The following is a 14,432-nucleotide window of genomic DNA, read 5'->3' on the forward strand; positions in this document are numbered from 1 at the left end:
CCCTTTGGCTGGCAGCCCAGAGCAAATCGCCCGTTTGCAGAGTTTGCAGGCGGCGTTTGCCGAGGTTTGCAACGCCTTGGCGCCGATTGTGCGGGATACGCGGTGCTGGAACCGGGTGGCCTTGCACCACATGGTCTACAAGCGCCTGCGTGAGCAATTCCCGCACATGGGCTCGCAGATGGTCTGCAATGCCATTTATTCGGTGTCGCGCGCCAGCCGCATGGTCTACCAACTGCCGGGCAGCCCATTCAACGTTGCCAAGCTGGGGGCGCAAACCTTGCCGCTGCTGAAGTTCGGTGACAACTGCCCGGTCTACTTTGACCGCCACACGCTGAGCGTGAAGGGTGGTGAATTGTCCATGTACACGCTGGACGGGCGCATGCGCTTCCAACTGGCTTTGCAGCCGGCTGACGAGGCCAACTTCCACCAGAAAAAGTTGCGTGAGATTGTGCTCTCGCGCAAACCCGACGGCGTGTTCCAACTGGTTTTCGGGTTCGCCCTCGAACCCGCCGATCCCCTGCACCAGCAAGCCACCGAGGCGTCTGAATCGCTGACGTCTTCCACCGGGCCGTCTGAAGCTGACGGCTCCCCATTTCCAGAGTATGTGATGGTTGAGGAAACAAGAACATGAACCCGAGCAAACCGCCTTCGGAACTGCGCCAAGCCATTGAGGCGATGAAGCCCTTCTTCAAGCGGGCCGCCTGGATCAGCATCTTTTCCAGCTTGCTGGTGATGGCCCCATCCGGCTACATGCTGGAGGTGTATGACCGCGTGGTGAACAGCCGCAGCCACATGACGCTGGCGATGTTGACCGTGCTGGTCATCGGCATTTACGTGCTGATGGAGGTGCTGGAGTGGGCGCGCTCCGAGGTCATGCATGAGGCCGCCATGGCTTTTGACAAGCGCATGAACGGGCGGGTGTTCAATGCCATCTTTGAGACTAATCTCAAACGCCTGCCCGGCGGCAGCATCCAGCCCATGGTTGATTTGCGCGTGGTGCGCGAATTCATTCACAGCCCGGTGCTGACGGCACTGATGGAGGCGCCGGTATCCCTGGTGTTCCTGGCGCTGATATTCGCCATCAGCCCCATCCTGGGCTGGTCGGCCGTGGTGGCGGCGATTGTGCAGACCTTTGTCGCCTGGCTGAATGAGCGCGCCACACAACCGCCGCTGGCGGCCGCCAACCGCGGCTCCATGCAGGCCCAGCAGTATGCCGATGGCAGCTTGCGCAATGCCGAGGTGATCGAATCCATGGGCATGTTGCGTGACATCCATCGCCGCTGGATGGTCAGGCAGCGTGCCTTCCTGAATTTCCAGACCATCGCCTCTGAAAAGAGCGCAATTTTCCAGGCTGCTTCGAAGTTTGTGCAGAACGTCACCAGCTCCATGCTGCTGGGTTTGAGCGCCTACCTGCTGTTGAACAATGAGCTCAATGGCGGCGCCGGTTACATGATTGTGGGCTCCATGCTGGGGGGCCGGGTGCTGGCACCGCTGGTGCAAATCGTCACCCAATGGCAGCTGGTGATCAATTTCAGGGAATCCTACATCCGGCTTGAGCACATCCTGGGCGCGGTGCCGGCCAAGGAAGTCGGCATGGCCTTGCCGCAGCCGCGTGGTGTGTTGCAGGTGGAAAACCTGATGGCCGGCGCGCCCGGCAGCACCATCCCCATCCTGCGTGGGGTCGGGTTTGCACTGAACCCAGGTGAGGTGATTGCGGTGGTCGGGCCCTCGGCTTCCGGAAAGTCCACACTGGCGCGGCTGCTGATGGGCCTGTGGCCGGCCGCCGCCGGCAAGGTGCGGCTGGACGGTGCCGATGTGTTCACCTGGAACAAGGACGAACTGGGCCCCTACGTGGGGTACCTGCCGCAGGGTGTCGAACTGTTCGACGGCACCCTGGCCGAGAACATCGCCCGCTTCGGCGTTGTGGACATGGCCAAGGTGGAGGCCGCAGCCACCGCCGTGGGATTGCACGAGTTGATCATGTCGTTGCCGCAAGGGTATGACAGCCAGGTTGGCCGGGACGGCGCCATGCTGTCGGGTGGCCAACGCCAACGCGTGGGCCTGGCGCGCGCCATCTATGGTGAACCGGTTTTCGTGGTGCTGGACGAGCCGAACTCCAGCCTGGACGAGGTGGGTGACGCCGCGCTGGCCAGCGCCATCAACCAGCTGAAGGCCAAGGGCACGGCGTTTGTCGTCATGACGCACCGCGTCAGCCTGCTGGCGGTGGCCGACAAGATGTTGGTGCTGCGGGACGGCCAGGTGCAGGCGATGGGGCCGCGCGACGAGGTGTTGAAGGCCTTGTCCGAGGCCGCGCAGCAAGTCAAGGCGGCGGCGGTGCGTCCGGCCACGGGCCCGGGCGCTGCGGTGGCCAGCCCCGCTGTTTGATCGAATGTGAAGCCAATCGTATGAAAACTCCCAAGTTCTTCCAGCGCAGCGAGCTGACGCAGGTGTTGTGGACCTTCCGCAGCGAGTTCGTGATGGTGGGCCTGTTCAGCCTGCTCTCCAACGTGCTGATGTTGTCGCCCACGCTGTACATGTTGCAGGTCTACGACCGGGTGATGTCCAGCCGCAGCGAGTTGACGCTGCTGGCCATGTCGCTGTTGACGCTGGTGCTGTTCGCCATCATGTCGGTGTGCGACTGGATGCGCTCGCGCCTGCTGGTGCATGCGGGTGTGCGTCTGGACAACCAGCTCAGCACCAAGGTGTTCAATGCCAGTTTCGAGGCCCACCTCAGCCAGACGGGCACCAACCCGCAACGGGCGTTTGGTGACCTGCTGCAGGTGCGCCAGTTCATCACCGGGACCGGCATCTTTGCCTTCTTTGACGCGCCCTGGGCACCCATCTACCTGGGGGTGCTGTTCTTCCTGCACCCTTGGCTGGGTGTGCTGGGCATTGTGTTTGGCCTGATCCAGGTCGCGCTGGCTTTCTTTGGCCAGCGCCGCACGCTGGCGCCTTCCGAGGAGGCCGCCATGGCCCAGGTGGAGGCCAACAGTTTCCTGCAGAGCAAGCTGCGCAATGCGGAATTGCTGGAATCCATGGGGATGATCAACAGCCTGAAGCAGCGCTGGGCGCGCCGGCACCAGGACTACCTGACGCAAAGCACCGTGTCCCAGCACATGACGCACAGGATCAGCGCCATCAGCAAGTTCGTGCGCTATGCGCAGCAGTCCCTGGCCCTGGGTGCCGGTGCCATGCTGGTGATTGACGGGCAGCTGTCCCCGGGCGGCATGATCGCCGCCAACGTGCTGATGACGCGGGCCTTGTCGCCGATAGACATGATCGTGGGGGGATGGCGGCAGATGGCTGGGGCCCGCGAGGCATTCACCCGCCTGGAGGCGTTGCTGATGGGCTATCCGGAGCGCGATGAGGCCTTGCACCGGGTGCCGCCCACGGGCGCGGTGGCCTTGCGCGACGTGGTCGCCACTGCCCCGGGCCGTGCCACCCCTATCCTCAAAGGCATAGGCTTCAGCGTTGCTGCCGGCACCGTGACGGTGGTCCTTGGCCCTTCGGGTTCGGGCAAGTCCACGCTGGCGCGGGTGCTGATGGGCATTTGGCCGGATGTGAATGGCGAAGTGTTGCTGGACCAGATGCCGCTGTCAGGCTGGGACCGGATGGAGTTGGGCCCGCACCTGGGGTACCTGCCGCAGGACGTGGAATTGCTGGACGGCAACATTGCTGAAAACATTGCCCGATTCGGCAAGGTTGATCCTGAGAAGGTGATTGAGGCCGCACGCTGCGCCGGTCTGCACGAAATGATCCTGCGCTTTCCCAAAGGCTACGACACGCCCATTGGCGAGGCCGGCAACCTGTTGTCCGGTGGCCAGCGTCAGCGCATAGGCCTGGCGCGCGCCGTCTACGGCAACCCGGCCTTGATTGTCCTGGACGAGCCCAATGCCAACCTGGATGAGGCGGGTGAGCAGGCGCTGGTCAAGTCGGTGCAGGAATTGAAGCTCAAGGGCAAGACGGTGTTCCTGATTTCGCACCGCCCTGGCGTGATCGCCGTTGCCGACCGTCTGCTGATCCTGCGCGACGGCCAGATCCAGGTCGAGGGGCCGCGTGATGCGGTGATTGCCGCCCTTCAGCCACAACGACCCGCCATGCCGGCGGCAACGCCCCCCGTGCCGGGCGCTGCCCCGCAAATGGCCTGATGTCCCACTTTCTGTCAAATTTCGAAACGAGTCTGTCATGACCAAACTGGATCTAGTCAAAACCTTGCAGGCCAAACTGCCCGTCACCGATGCTTCCGTGGACGAATCGGACTCCACCGCGCTGGAGGCAGCGGCACGTTCAAGCCGTGGCGCGCGCCTGGGCCTGTGGGCACTGGCCCTGGGCCTGGGTGGCTTCCTGTTGTGGGCCGGCTTTGCGCCCTTGGACGAAGGGGTGCCCAGTCCTGGCGTGGTTGCCATCGACACCAAACGCAAGGCGGTGCAGCACCTGACCGGCGGCATTGTCAAGGAAGTGCTGGTCAGGGAAGGGGACCGCGTGAAGGAGGGCCAGGTGCTGGTGAGGCTGGATCCGGCCGTCATCCGCGCCAACTACGAGGCGGAGCGGCAGCGCTACCTGGGCCTGCGTGTGATGGAGAGCCGGCTGCGTGCCGAGCAGGCGGGGCAGAGCAAGGTCACGTTCCACCCGGACGTGGTGGCGGCGGGCAGCGACCCGCAAATTCGCCAGTCCATGATGAACCAGGAGCAGCTGTTCACGGCGCGGCGAGCTGGCTTGAGTGCGGACTTGCAGGGGGTGGAGGAGTCCATTCAAGGTCAGGAGGCATTGATCGTCGCCTACGAGGGCATGCTGATCAACCGTCGCAACCAGCTCAGCTTGCTGACCGAAGAATTGACCAACACGCGGGGGCTGGTCAAGGAAGGCTATGCGCCGCGCAACCGCCAATTGGAATTGGAGCGCATGTCGGCCGAAGCCAACTCCGGCATCATGGAACTGCAGGGCAACACCATCCGCGCCAAGCGCGCCATTGGCGAGTTGCGCCAGCGCATGGTGTCGCGGCAGCAGGAGTACCGCAAGGAAGTCGAGACGCAGTTGAACGACATTTCGCGCGAAGCCACTGGCGAGGAGCAAAAGTTCCGCGCCATCACCGAAGACCTTGGACGCATCGACATCAAGGCGCCGGTGGCCGGGCAGGTGGTGGGGCTGGCGTTCCAGTCCGTCGGTGGTGTGGTGGGGCCAGGCCAGAAGCTGATGGACATTGTGCCTGTGGATGAGGCCTTGCTGGTGGAAGCCCATGTGGCGCCGCACCTGGTGGACAAGATCCACGCGGGCCTGCCGGTGGACGTGCGTTTTTCCTCCTTCGCCAATTCGCCGCAACTGGTGGTGGAAGGCAAGGTGGTGTCGATCTCTGGCGACCAGCTGGCTGAGCAGAATGGCCAGCCTTACTTCCTGGCCCGAGTGGTTGTGACCGCCGAAGGTTACAAGAAACTGGGCAAACGCACCCTGACGCCCGGCATGCCCGTGGAGCTGGTGTTCATCACCGGTGAACGGACCATGTTGACTTACCTGCTGCACCCGCTGACCAAGCGCCTGGCAGCGTCGATGAAAGAGGAGTGAAGCCGTGCTGAATCGTCAACCCCCTCGCAGTGCCCTGGCGCATGCGACGTCATTGAAGCGCCTGGCGCTGGGCTGCGCGCTGGCCTGCGCGGGCCTGTCGGCATCGGCCATGGACCTGCTGCAGGCCTACCAGGCGGCGCAGAAGCAGGACGCCACGATATTGGCGGCGCGTGCGCAAGCCGATGTGGGGCGCGAGCGCCTGCCGCAGGCGCGTTCACAGCTGCTGCCCAACCTGTCCGCCAGTCTCGGGCGCACCAAGAACCGGCTGGAGAGCATCGCCCCCAATTTCCTGGGGCAGGAGAACACCTCGCAGCTGGAATACATCAGCTCCAACCAGACGGTGCAGTTGCGTCAGCCGCTGTACCGGCCTTACAACCTGGCCCAGTTCAGGCAGGCCAAGGAGCAGGTGAAAGACAGCGAAGCGGCGCTGGAGCGCGAGGAACAGAACCTGGCCACCCGGGTGGCCGGCGCTTACTTCGAGGCCTTGCTGACCAAGGAGCAACTGGATCTGGTGCTGGCGCAAAAGGCTTTCTACACCACGCAGGTGGATGCCGCGACCAAGATGTTTGCCGCCGGTTCGGGCATTCGCACCGACATCGACGAGTCGCAGGCTCGCCTGGACTTGTCCATTGCGCAGGAGCTTGAAGCGCGGCAGAACGTGGGCTACACACGGCGCCAACTGCAGGCCATTGTCAACCAGCCGGTGGACGAGCTGGCGCCGGTGGACCCGATCAAGCTGAATCTGGATGTGGCAGCCATGGGCACCGTGGAGAGCTGGACCGACCGTGCCGAGCAGGCCAGTCCCGAGCTGAAGCAATTGCGTGCGCAGTTGGAGGCTTCGCGGCTGGAGGTTGACAAAGCCAAGGCCGGCCACAAACCCACGCTGGATGCCATTGTGCAATGGCAGCGCAGCACCAGTGAGAATACGACCTCGCCGCTGTCCCGCTACACCGACAACTCCATTGGCCTGCAGCTGAATGTTCCGCTGTATGCCGGCGGCTATGTCAACTCTCAGGTGCGCGCCGCAATGGCCGACGTGCGCCGCGCGGAAGAGGCGCTGGATGTGCAGCGGCTGGATCTGGGCGTGCGCGTCAACCGCGAGTACCGCGGCGTGACGGAGAACGCACCCAAGATCAAGGCGTTGGAAGCGGCCGTGCGCTCGGCCGAGCAATTGGTGGTGTCCAGCCGCAAGTCATTCCAGGCCGGTGCGCGCACGCAGCTTGACATCATGAATGCCGAGCAGCAGCGCACCACGGCGCTGCGAGATCTGGCGCAGGCGCGTTACCTCTACCTGGTATCGCGCATACGCCTGATGGCCCTGGTGGGTGCCGCCGACACCCAGGCGGTGGCAGAGGTGAACAGCGCGCTGAAGCACTGACGGTCAGGCCCGCCGCGGCCAGCCACCTTGCCGGTTTGCGCCGCTAGGGTGCGTATTGCAGGCCTGTGCTTGCCAGGCCTACCAGACCCACATGGGCCTGGTTCAGTGGCAGCGCCGCCGTCGTGGCCAGCAGCTGCGCCGGTGTCAGCGCATGGCTGTCCAGCAGGCTGGTGTAGCTGGCCAGGGTGCTGGCGTCGGGCTCTGCGCCGACGATGTTGGTGTACAACAGCTTGACCAGGGCCGCATGGCTGTCGCCGCCCGCCAGATCGCGCGGCACCTGCAGGCTCACCAGGTAATTGGCCGCATCCAGCAGGGAAGGCAGGGCAGCTGCTGCAACGTCTGCAGGCGTGCTGAACCAGGCCAGAAAGGCCCCGACCAGCGCCCCGTTGCTCAGCGCAAAAGGCCCGCCCAGCGCGCCCAGCAGCAGCGCCGTCTCGCCACCGGGCGCGGTCGCCGCCATGTCCATGGCCCACCAGCCGTCGCTGAAGTGCAGCCGCTCGACGCCGCTGAGCAGATCGGTGCCGTCCGTCCCGGTTTGATCGGTCACCGTCAGGCCGGTGGCGCTGGGGCTCAGCGTGTAGTCGCGCCGCCGGCCGTCATACTGCGCCACGTCGATGCCGCTGCCACCGTCCAGCGTGTCATTGCCCTGGTTGCCCAGCAGGGTGTCGCTGCCGCCGTTGCCGCTCAGCAAATTGGCCACGGGGTTGCCGATCAGCGTGTCGTTGGCCGCGCCACCGATGGCGTTTTCTATCGTCACCGTGTAGTAGATGGCCATATCCAGGCCCACCGTGGCCAGTGGCTTGCCGCTGGCGTCATTGAACTGCAACGGGTTGCCCAGGTCGCTCCAGTGGCCCGGGCGCAGGTCGATGGTGGCGCCCTGGGTGGCGCCGTCCCAGGCGATGGTGTCGGTGCCACCGCCATCCCACAGTGTCTGGTAGTAGCTCTGGCCCTGGTGGAAGGTGTAGGTGTCGTCGCCGGCGTGGTAGCTGGTGTTCGCGCCATACAGGTACTGGATGACCGCGATGTCATACAGCATGGGCGTGGTGGGGTTGAAGTTCACGTACGAGCCGCTGTAGCCCGCCAGCGCCGTGTAACTCATCAGCGAGTTGTTGTAGCTGTCCTCGGCGATGGGCAGCACGCCGCCAATGCTGCCGCCAAACGGGTGCGACAGGCCCAGCGCATGCCCCAGTTCGTGCAGGTAGGTGGCATAGCCGTAGTCGCCCGGGTTGTAGCCGTCCCAGTAGGCACCCGGGTTCAACCAGATGTCGCCGCCCTCTGGCACGTTGCTGGGCGAATAGGCATAGGCTTGCGAATTGCGGATGCCGCTGCTGTTGGTGCCGGCAAAGCGGATGTCGCCCACGCTGCTGGCGGTGTCCGCCACCGGGTTGAAGTGCAGGTTGGCCACTGCCGCCCAGGCGGCCATGGTGCTCACGGCCGCCGCCTGTTGCTCCGCCGTCAGCCCGGTCACCTTGGCCAGCGGCTCGCCGTCACCGTAGCCGCTGGCCCAGGTGCTGGCCGCCGTGGGAAAACTGTAGTCCAGTGTGGCCGCCGTGCCCGCCGGCCCGCCCCATTTGGTGCCCTCCAGCAGGGCGTCCAGCTGCGCGTTGCCCGACAGGTCGACCCGCACGGATGCCACGCTGTTGGCGATGGGTGTGCTCATGCGCTGGCCCTGGGGTGGGCGGCGTGTTCGGAACCTGGCATCATGGGGCTGTGGATAAAGGCAGTGGGTCGACGGAATATCATAGAGGCAGGGATGGCGCCGCCGCGCCGCCCGGCATCGATAATCCGCAATCGCGTTGTAACTTTTCCTCTGAGGCGAGGCCAACAGACCTGCCCTGCATAGAACAACAAGCACCCGTCCCCATGTTGGCGTTGACCGTTTTTGCTTTCTGGCTGGCCCTGGCGGCCTGTGTGGTGCTGATGCGCAGCCGCTACACCCAACCGTACCACTACGCCAAGGACAAGCCGCAGCGCTTCCACGCCGGACATGTGTCGCGCCTGGGTGGCGTTGCGGTGGCGCTGGCGCTGGCCCTGGTGTACCTGGTGGCGGCGTACTTTGACGAAGGCCTGTTCAACTGGAACGTGGGTCTGAAACCGCAGCAGGTGGGCATGTTCCTGCTGGTGGCCGCGCCCGCCGTGCTCAGCGGCTTTGCCGAGGACCTGACGCACCGCATGTCGGCCCGCTACCGGTTGCTGATGACGGCCGCCTCTGCGGCCATGGCCTGCTACTTTCTCAACGTGTCGGTGGTGCGCCTGGGCGTGCCCGTTCTGGACGACATGCTCGCCGCCTGGCCCTGGATCTCGGTGGCGCTGGCCTTTGTCGCCATCAGCGGCCTGCCGCACGCCTTCAACATCATCGACGGCTACAACGGCCTGGCCGGCGCCGTGGCCTGTCTGGTGTGCCTGGCGCTGGCCATCGTGGCCTTCCAGGTCGGCGACCGGCAGTTGATGACCATCATGATGTGCCTGTTGGGCGCCACCGCCGGCTTCCTGGTGTGGAACTACCCGCGCGGGCTGATCTTCGTCGGCGACGGTGGCGCCTACCTGTGGGGCATCGTCATCGCCGTTGCCAGCATCACGCTGGTACAGCGGCACGAGCAGGTGTCTCCGTGGTTTCCCATGCTGCTGCTGATCTACCCGGTGTGGGAAACCATCTTTTCCATTTACCGCAAGATGTCGCGCGGCGTCTCGCCCGGCGTGGCGGATGCGTTGCACTTCCACCAGCTGATTTACCGGCGCATCGTGCGCAGCGTGTTCCATGACGACGAGGCGCGCCGCATGCTGATGCGCAACAACCGCACCTCGCCCTACCTGTGGAGCTTCTCGGGGTTGACCGTGGTGCCGGCGCTGCTGCTGTGGCGCAACACCGGCATGCTGATCGTGTTCTGCCTGCTGTTCGTGGCCACCTATGTCGGCGCCTACCTGATGATCGTGCGCTTCAAAGTACCGCGGTGGCTTCGGCGCTAGTCATCCATCTGCGGCACAATGCGCGCAATTGACCCTTCCGTCCCGCTTCTGAACGGCCCCCACCATGACCGACACCCTGAACATTGCGCCGCGCGACAAGGCTGAAATCCTGGCCCAGGCGCTGCCCTACATCCGCAAGTACCACGGCAAGACCATGGTCATCAAGTACGGCGGCAACGCCATGACCGATCCCGCCTTGCAGGCCGATTTCGCCGAGGACGTGGTGCTGCTCAAGCTGGTGGGCATCAACCCGGTGGTGGTGCATGGTGGTGGTCCGCAAATCGAGAACGCGCTGAACCGGCTGGGCATGAAGGGCGAGTTCATCCAGGGCATGCGCGTGACAGATGCGCAGACGATGGAAGTGGTGGAGTGGGTGCTGGGGGGCGAGGTGCAGCAGGACATCGTGGGCCTGATCAACCAGGCCGGCGGCAAGGCGGTCGGCCTGACGGGGCGCGATGGCGGCATGATTCGCGCGCAAAAGCTGCGCATGCCCGACAAGGACGACCCCGCCAAGGAGCATGACGTCGGCCAGGTGGGCGACATCGTGTCCATCGACCCCAGCGTGGTCAAGGCGCTGCAGGACGACGCCTTCATCCCCGTCATCAGCCCGATAGGCTTTGGCGAGCACAACGAGAGCTACAACATCAACGCCGACGTGGTGGCCGGCAAGCTGGCCACCGTGCTGCGTGCCGAAAAGCTGATGCTGCTGACCAACACGCCCGGCGTGCTGGACAAGGCCGGCAAGCTGCTGACCGATCTGACGGCGCGCGAAATCGACGAGATGTTCGCCGACGGCACCATCCACGGCGGCATGCTGCCCAAGATTTCATCGGCGCTGGACGCTGCCAAAAGCGGCGTCAATGCCGTGCACATCATCGATGGCCGGGTGCCGCATGCGATGCTGCTGGAAATCCTGACCGAGCAGGCTTATGGCACCATGATCCGTTCGCATTGATGTGTGCCCCCACGCTCGCCCACTGTGGCAAAGGGATGGGCCGGAAAGTGAGCGTTGGCCCCCGCGAAAACCCTGGGCTGGGGCTGTGAGAGAATCTTTGCACATTCTGGCTTTGCACCATGTCTGACACCGAACTCCCTGCCGGCATATCCGAATCCAGCGACAGCCCCGCCGCCCCGACGCGCAAGCGCCCCAAACCGGGCGAGCGACGGGTGCAGATATTGCAGGCGCTGGCGGCCATGCTGGAGCAGCCGGGGGCGGAGCGCATCACCACCGCCGCGCTGGCCGCGCGGCTGGAAGTGAGCGAGGCGGCGCTGTACCGGCACTTCGCCAGCAAGGCCCAGATGTTCGAAGGTCTGATTGAATTCATCGAACAGACCGTGTTCTCGCTGATCAACCAGATCACCGAGCGCGAGGCCGGCGCTGAGAGCGGCAGCCGCCATGCCGGCAAGATCGTCGCCATGCTGGTGCAGTTTGCCGAGAAGAATCCCGGCATGACCCGTGTGATGGTGGGCGACGCGCTGGTGTTCGAGAACGAGCGCCTGCAGCAGCGCATGAACCAGTTCTTCGACAAGATTGAAGCCACACTGAAGCAGGGCCTGCGCGATGGCGCCGCCGCGCAGGGCAACTCCGCCACCCCCAGCGTGGATGCCCAGGTGCAGGCCTCGGCGCTGACCGCTTTCGTGATGGGCCGGCTGCAGCGCTTTGCCCGCTCAGGCTTCAAGCGGCTGCCGTCCGAGCATCTGGACGCCAGCCTGGCGTTGCTGCTCTGAGCTGGGGTTCTTCCCTTTTTTGATTTCCCTTTGAGGTTTCCGCGCTCCGGGTGCAGGCTTGGGGTCGCCCAGCTGCCTGTGCACGTTGTAATGCCTGTCGCTCGGGTAAACCCTTTCCCCGGTTAGAAATCGCCCTCTAAAACGTTGGGACGCTACACATCGCCCTCAAATTGCTGCAAAATAGTACGATCGTTCGTTTTATTTAGATCAGCATGTCCGTATCGGAATTGACCGCCAAATCCGCGCGCGCCAGCGTGGCCGATGCTTCGCGCTCGGTGCGGGCCTCGCAAAAGGGCCAGCAGACCAAGATGCTGATCGTCGAGGCCGCCATGGGCCTGGCCACCCAGGTCGGTCTGGAAGGCTTGAGCATAGGCGCCGTGGCCGACGCCACGCAGATGAGCAAGTCTGGCGTCTTTGCCCACTTCGGCTCGCGCGAGGAGTTGCAGATCTCTGTTGTGCGCGAGTACTTCAACCGCTTCGAGCAAGAGGTGTTCTACCCGGCGTTGGGCGCGCCGCGCGGCCTGCCGCGGGTACAGGCGTTGTTTGCCAACTGGATGAAGCGCGTGGCGATCGAGATCCAGTCCGGCTGCGTGTTCATCAGCGGCGCGGTGGAGTTCGACGACCGGCCCGGCCCGGTGCGCGACGCGTTGGCATCTTCCGTCAAGACCTGGCTGGCCGCCGTGCACCGTGCGGTGGTCATGTCCAAGGAAGAGGGCCACCTGCGCGCAGACGCCGACGAGAACCAGGTGGCCTTCGAGATCCACGGCCTGATCCTGGCACTGCACTACGAGGCGCGCTTCCTCAAGCGCCCGGGTTCCATTGAGCGCGCCCACACCGGTTTCGACAACATCCTTCAGCGCTATGGCAGCCAGGCTGCCCTGGCGGCCCCCAAGACCCGTGGCACCGGCAAGACGCCGGCGGCCAAGAAATCAACCATCGCCTCTTAACAGATAGACCAGGAGTATTTCCATGCCCACATACACACCGCCCCTGCGCGACATGCAGTTCCTGATGCACGAAGTGTTCAAGGTCAGCGACGAGTACAAGGCCATGCCGCGCCACGCCGAGGTGGACGCCGACACCATCAACGCGGTGCTGGAAGAGGGCGGCAAGTTCGCTGCCGAAGTCACCTTCCCGCTGAACATCAGCGGCGACCAGGAGGGCTGCAAGCTGGACAAGACCACGCACGAGGTCACCACGCCCAAGGGTTTCAAGGAAGCCTACGCCAAGTACGTGGAAGGCGGTTGGCCCGCGCTGTCCTGCGACCCCGAATACGGTGGCCAGGGCCTGCCCATCACCGTCAACCAGTGCTTCTATGAAATGCTGAACAGCGCCAACCAGGCCTGGACCATGTACCCCGGTCTGACGCACGGCGCCTACGAGGCGCTGCACGCCCACGGCACCGACGCACAGAAGAAGACCTACCTGCCCAAGCTGACCAATGGCGAGTGGACCGGCACCATGTGCCTGACCGAGCCGCACTGCGGCACCGATCTGGGCATGCTGCGCACCAAGGCCGAACCGCAGGCCGATGGCACCTACAAGCTGACCGGCAACAAGATCTTCATCAGCGCCGGTGAGCATGACATGGTCAGCAACATCATCCACCTGGTGTTGGCCCGCCTGCCGGACGCGCCGCAAGGCAGCAAGGGCATCAGCCTGTTCGTGGTGCCGAAGTTCAACGTCAACGCCGACGGCACGCTGGGCACGCGCAACGGCATCTACTGCGGCGGCCTGGAGCACAAGATGGGCATCCATGGCAACGCCACCGCGCAGATCGTGCTGGACGGTGCCGTGGGCACGCTGGTGGGCCAGCCCAACAAGGGCCTGGCAGCGATGTTCGTGATGATGAACGCCGCCCGTCTGGGTGTGGGCATGCAGTCGCTGGGCCTGACCGAAGTGGCCTACCAGAACGCGGTGGCCTATGCCAAGGACCGCATCCAGGGCCGCAGCCTGACCGGCCCGAAGAACAAGGACCAGCCGGCCGACAGCATCATGGTGCACCCCGACGTGCGCAAGATGCTGCTGACCGCCCGTGCCTATGCGGAGGGTGGCCGTGCCCTGAGCCTGTACTCCGCGCTGCTGATTGACCGCGAGCTGCACCACCCCGACGAGAAGGTGCGCAAGGACGCCGCTGAAATGGTGGCGCTGCTGACGCCCATCGTCAAAGCCTTCCTGACCGACAACGGCAACATCGCCACCAACGCCTGCATGCAGGTGTTTGGCGGCCATGGCTTCATCTCTGAATGGGGCATGGAGCAGTATGTGCGCGACAACCGCATCAACATGATCTACGAGGGCACCAACACCATCCAGTCGCTGGACCTGCTGGGCCGCAAGGTGCTGGGCAACAACGGCGCCACGCTGAAGAAGTTCGGCAAGCTGATCGCCGCGCTGGTGGAGGAAGAAGGCGTCAACGAGAAGATGGCCGAATTCATCACCCCCATCGCCATCCTGGGCGACCAGATGACCAAGTTCACCACCGAGTTGGGTTTCAAGGCGTTCCAGAATGCCGACGAGGTGGGCGCCGCCGCCGTGGACTACCTGCGCGTGGCCGGCCACATGGTGTTCGGCTACTTCTGGGCCCGCATGGCCCAGGTGGCGCTGCGCGAGATCGCCGCTGGCAACACCGACCCGTTCTACCAGGCCAAGCTGCAGACTGCGCGCTTCTACTTCGCCCGCCTGTTCCCTGAGACCACGATGCTGATGCGCACCGCGCGCGCCGGCGCCAAGGTGCTGATGGACACCGAAGCGGTGTTTGCGTAAGCTGAGCCCGGCCTTTCCGCTGAACCACCTACAA

The 14,432-nt window shown here is 64.5% G+C and carries 11 protein-coding genes; 10 read left to right on the plus strand and 1 reads right to left on the minus strand.

Annotated features, from left to right (window positions below):
* Nucleotides 1–34: 34 nt before the first annotated feature.
* The 5 genes from AC1DX2_RS14425 to AC1DX2_RS14445 are packed head-to-tail and all read left to right on the plus strand — an operon-like array spanning nt 35 to nt 6,937.
* Nucleotides 35–631 (plus strand): hypothetical protein, encoded by a 597-nt coding sequence (locus AC1DX2_RS14425; protein ID WP_477197054.1) that lies wholly within the window; start codon nt 35–37, stop codon nt 629–631.
* A complete protein-coding gene (locus AC1DX2_RS14430) occupies nt 628–2,385 on the plus strand; it encodes a type I secretion system permease/ATPase (RefSeq protein ID WP_477197055.1) in 1,758 nt (585 codons plus the stop codon). The genes AC1DX2_RS14425 and AC1DX2_RS14430 overlap by 4 nt, the downstream gene beginning before the upstream one ends.
* 20 nt (nt 2,386–2,405) lie before the next feature.
* Nucleotides 2,406–4,148 (plus strand): type I secretion system permease/ATPase, encoded by a 1,743-nt coding sequence (locus AC1DX2_RS14435; protein ID WP_477197056.1) that lies wholly within the window; start codon nt 2,406–2,408, stop codon nt 4,146–4,148.
* Between the two features lie 37 nt (nt 4,149–4,185).
* On the plus strand, nt 4,186–5,559 hold the full coding sequence (locus AC1DX2_RS14440; RefSeq protein WP_477197057.1) for an HlyD family type I secretion periplasmic adaptor subunit: 1,374 nt from the start codon (nt 4,186–4,188) through the stop codon (nt 5,557–5,559).
* A 4-nt stretch (nt 5,560–5,563) separates the two neighbouring features.
* Nucleotides 5,564–6,937, plus strand: coding sequence for a TolC family outer membrane protein (locus AC1DX2_RS14445; RefSeq protein ID WP_477197058.1), 1,374 nt, complete (start codon nt 5,564–5,566; stop codon nt 6,935–6,937).
* A gap of 43 nt (nt 6,938–6,980) precedes the next feature.
* Here the strand turns inward: AC1DX2_RS14445 and AC1DX2_RS14450 are convergent, their stop codons facing one another.
* Nucleotides 6,981–8,597 (minus strand): M10 family metallopeptidase, encoded by a 1,617-nt coding sequence (locus tag AC1DX2_RS14450; RefSeq protein WP_477197059.1) that lies wholly within the window; start codon nt 8,595–8,597, stop codon nt 6,981–6,983.
* Between the two features lie 203 nt (nt 8,598–8,800).
* Here AC1DX2_RS14450 and AC1DX2_RS14455 point away from each other — a divergent pair, with 203 nt between their 5' ends.
* From AC1DX2_RS14455 to AC1DX2_RS14475, 5 genes are all read left to right on the plus strand, one after another.
* Nucleotides 8,801–9,904 carry an MraY family glycosyltransferase gene (locus AC1DX2_RS14455; protein ID WP_477197060.1) on the plus strand — a complete coding sequence of 368 codons (1,104 nt, stop codon included), beginning with the start codon at nt 8,801–8,803 and terminating at the stop codon, nt 9,902–9,904.
* Between the two features lie 64 nt (nt 9,905–9,968).
* Nucleotides 9,969–10,859 carry an acetylglutamate kinase gene (gene argB / locus AC1DX2_RS14460; protein ID WP_477197061.1) on the plus strand — a complete coding sequence of 297 codons (891 nt, stop codon included), beginning with the start codon at nt 9,969–9,971 and terminating at the stop codon, nt 10,857–10,859.
* Between the two features lie 119 nt (nt 10,860–10,978).
* Nucleotides 10,979–11,632 carry a nucleoid occlusion factor SlmA gene (slmA, locus tag AC1DX2_RS14465; RefSeq protein ID WP_477197062.1) on the plus strand — a complete coding sequence of 218 codons (654 nt, stop codon included), beginning with the start codon at nt 10,979–10,981 and terminating at the stop codon, nt 11,630–11,632.
* Nucleotides 11,633–11,844: 212 nt separating this feature from the next.
* Nucleotides 11,845–12,579 (plus strand): TetR/AcrR family transcriptional regulator, encoded by a 735-nt coding sequence (locus AC1DX2_RS14470; protein WP_477197063.1) that lies wholly within the window; start codon nt 11,845–11,847, stop codon nt 12,577–12,579.
* 22 nt (nt 12,580–12,601) lie between these two features.
* A complete protein-coding gene (locus tag AC1DX2_RS14475; protein ID WP_477197064.1) occupies nt 12,602–14,398 on the plus strand; it encodes an acyl-CoA dehydrogenase C-terminal domain-containing protein in 1,797 nt (598 codons plus the stop codon).
* The last annotated feature ends 34 nt before the right edge of the window (nt 14,399–14,432 follow it).

It is taken from the genome of Hylemonella sp. P2_B10 (assembly GCF_056404875.1).

Coding starts and splice junctions, on each gene's coding strand:
- AC1DX2_RS14435 (WP_477197056.1), top strand. CDS start 2,406: ATGAAAACTCCCAAGTTCTTCCAGCGCAGCGAGCTGACGCAGGTGTTG.
- slmA (WP_477197062.1), top strand. CDS start 10,979: ATGTCTGACACCGAACTCCCTGCCGGCATATCCGAATCCAGCGACAGC.
- argB (WP_477197061.1), top strand. CDS start 9,969: ATGACCGACACCCTGAACATTGCGCCGCGCGACAAGGCTGAAATCCTG.
- AC1DX2_RS14455 (WP_477197060.1), top strand. CDS start 8,801: ATGTTGGCGTTGACCGTTTTTGCTTTCTGGCTGGCCCTGGCGGCCTGT.
- AC1DX2_RS14430 (WP_477197055.1), top strand. CDS start 628: ATGAACCCGAGCAAACCGCCTTCGGAACTGCGCCAAGCCATTGAGGCG.
- AC1DX2_RS14475 (WP_477197064.1), top strand. CDS start 12,602: ATGCCCACATACACACCGCCCCTGCGCGACATGCAGTTCCTGATGCAC.
- AC1DX2_RS14470 (WP_477197063.1), top strand. CDS start 11,845: ATGTCCGTATCGGAATTGACCGCCAAATCCGCGCGCGCCAGCGTGGCC.
- AC1DX2_RS14450 (WP_477197059.1), bottom strand. CDS start 8,597: ATGAGCACACCCATCGCCAACAGCGTGGCATCCGTGCGGGTCGACCTG.
- AC1DX2_RS14440 (WP_477197057.1), top strand. CDS start 4,186: ATGACCAAACTGGATCTAGTCAAAACCTTGCAGGCCAAACTGCCCGTC.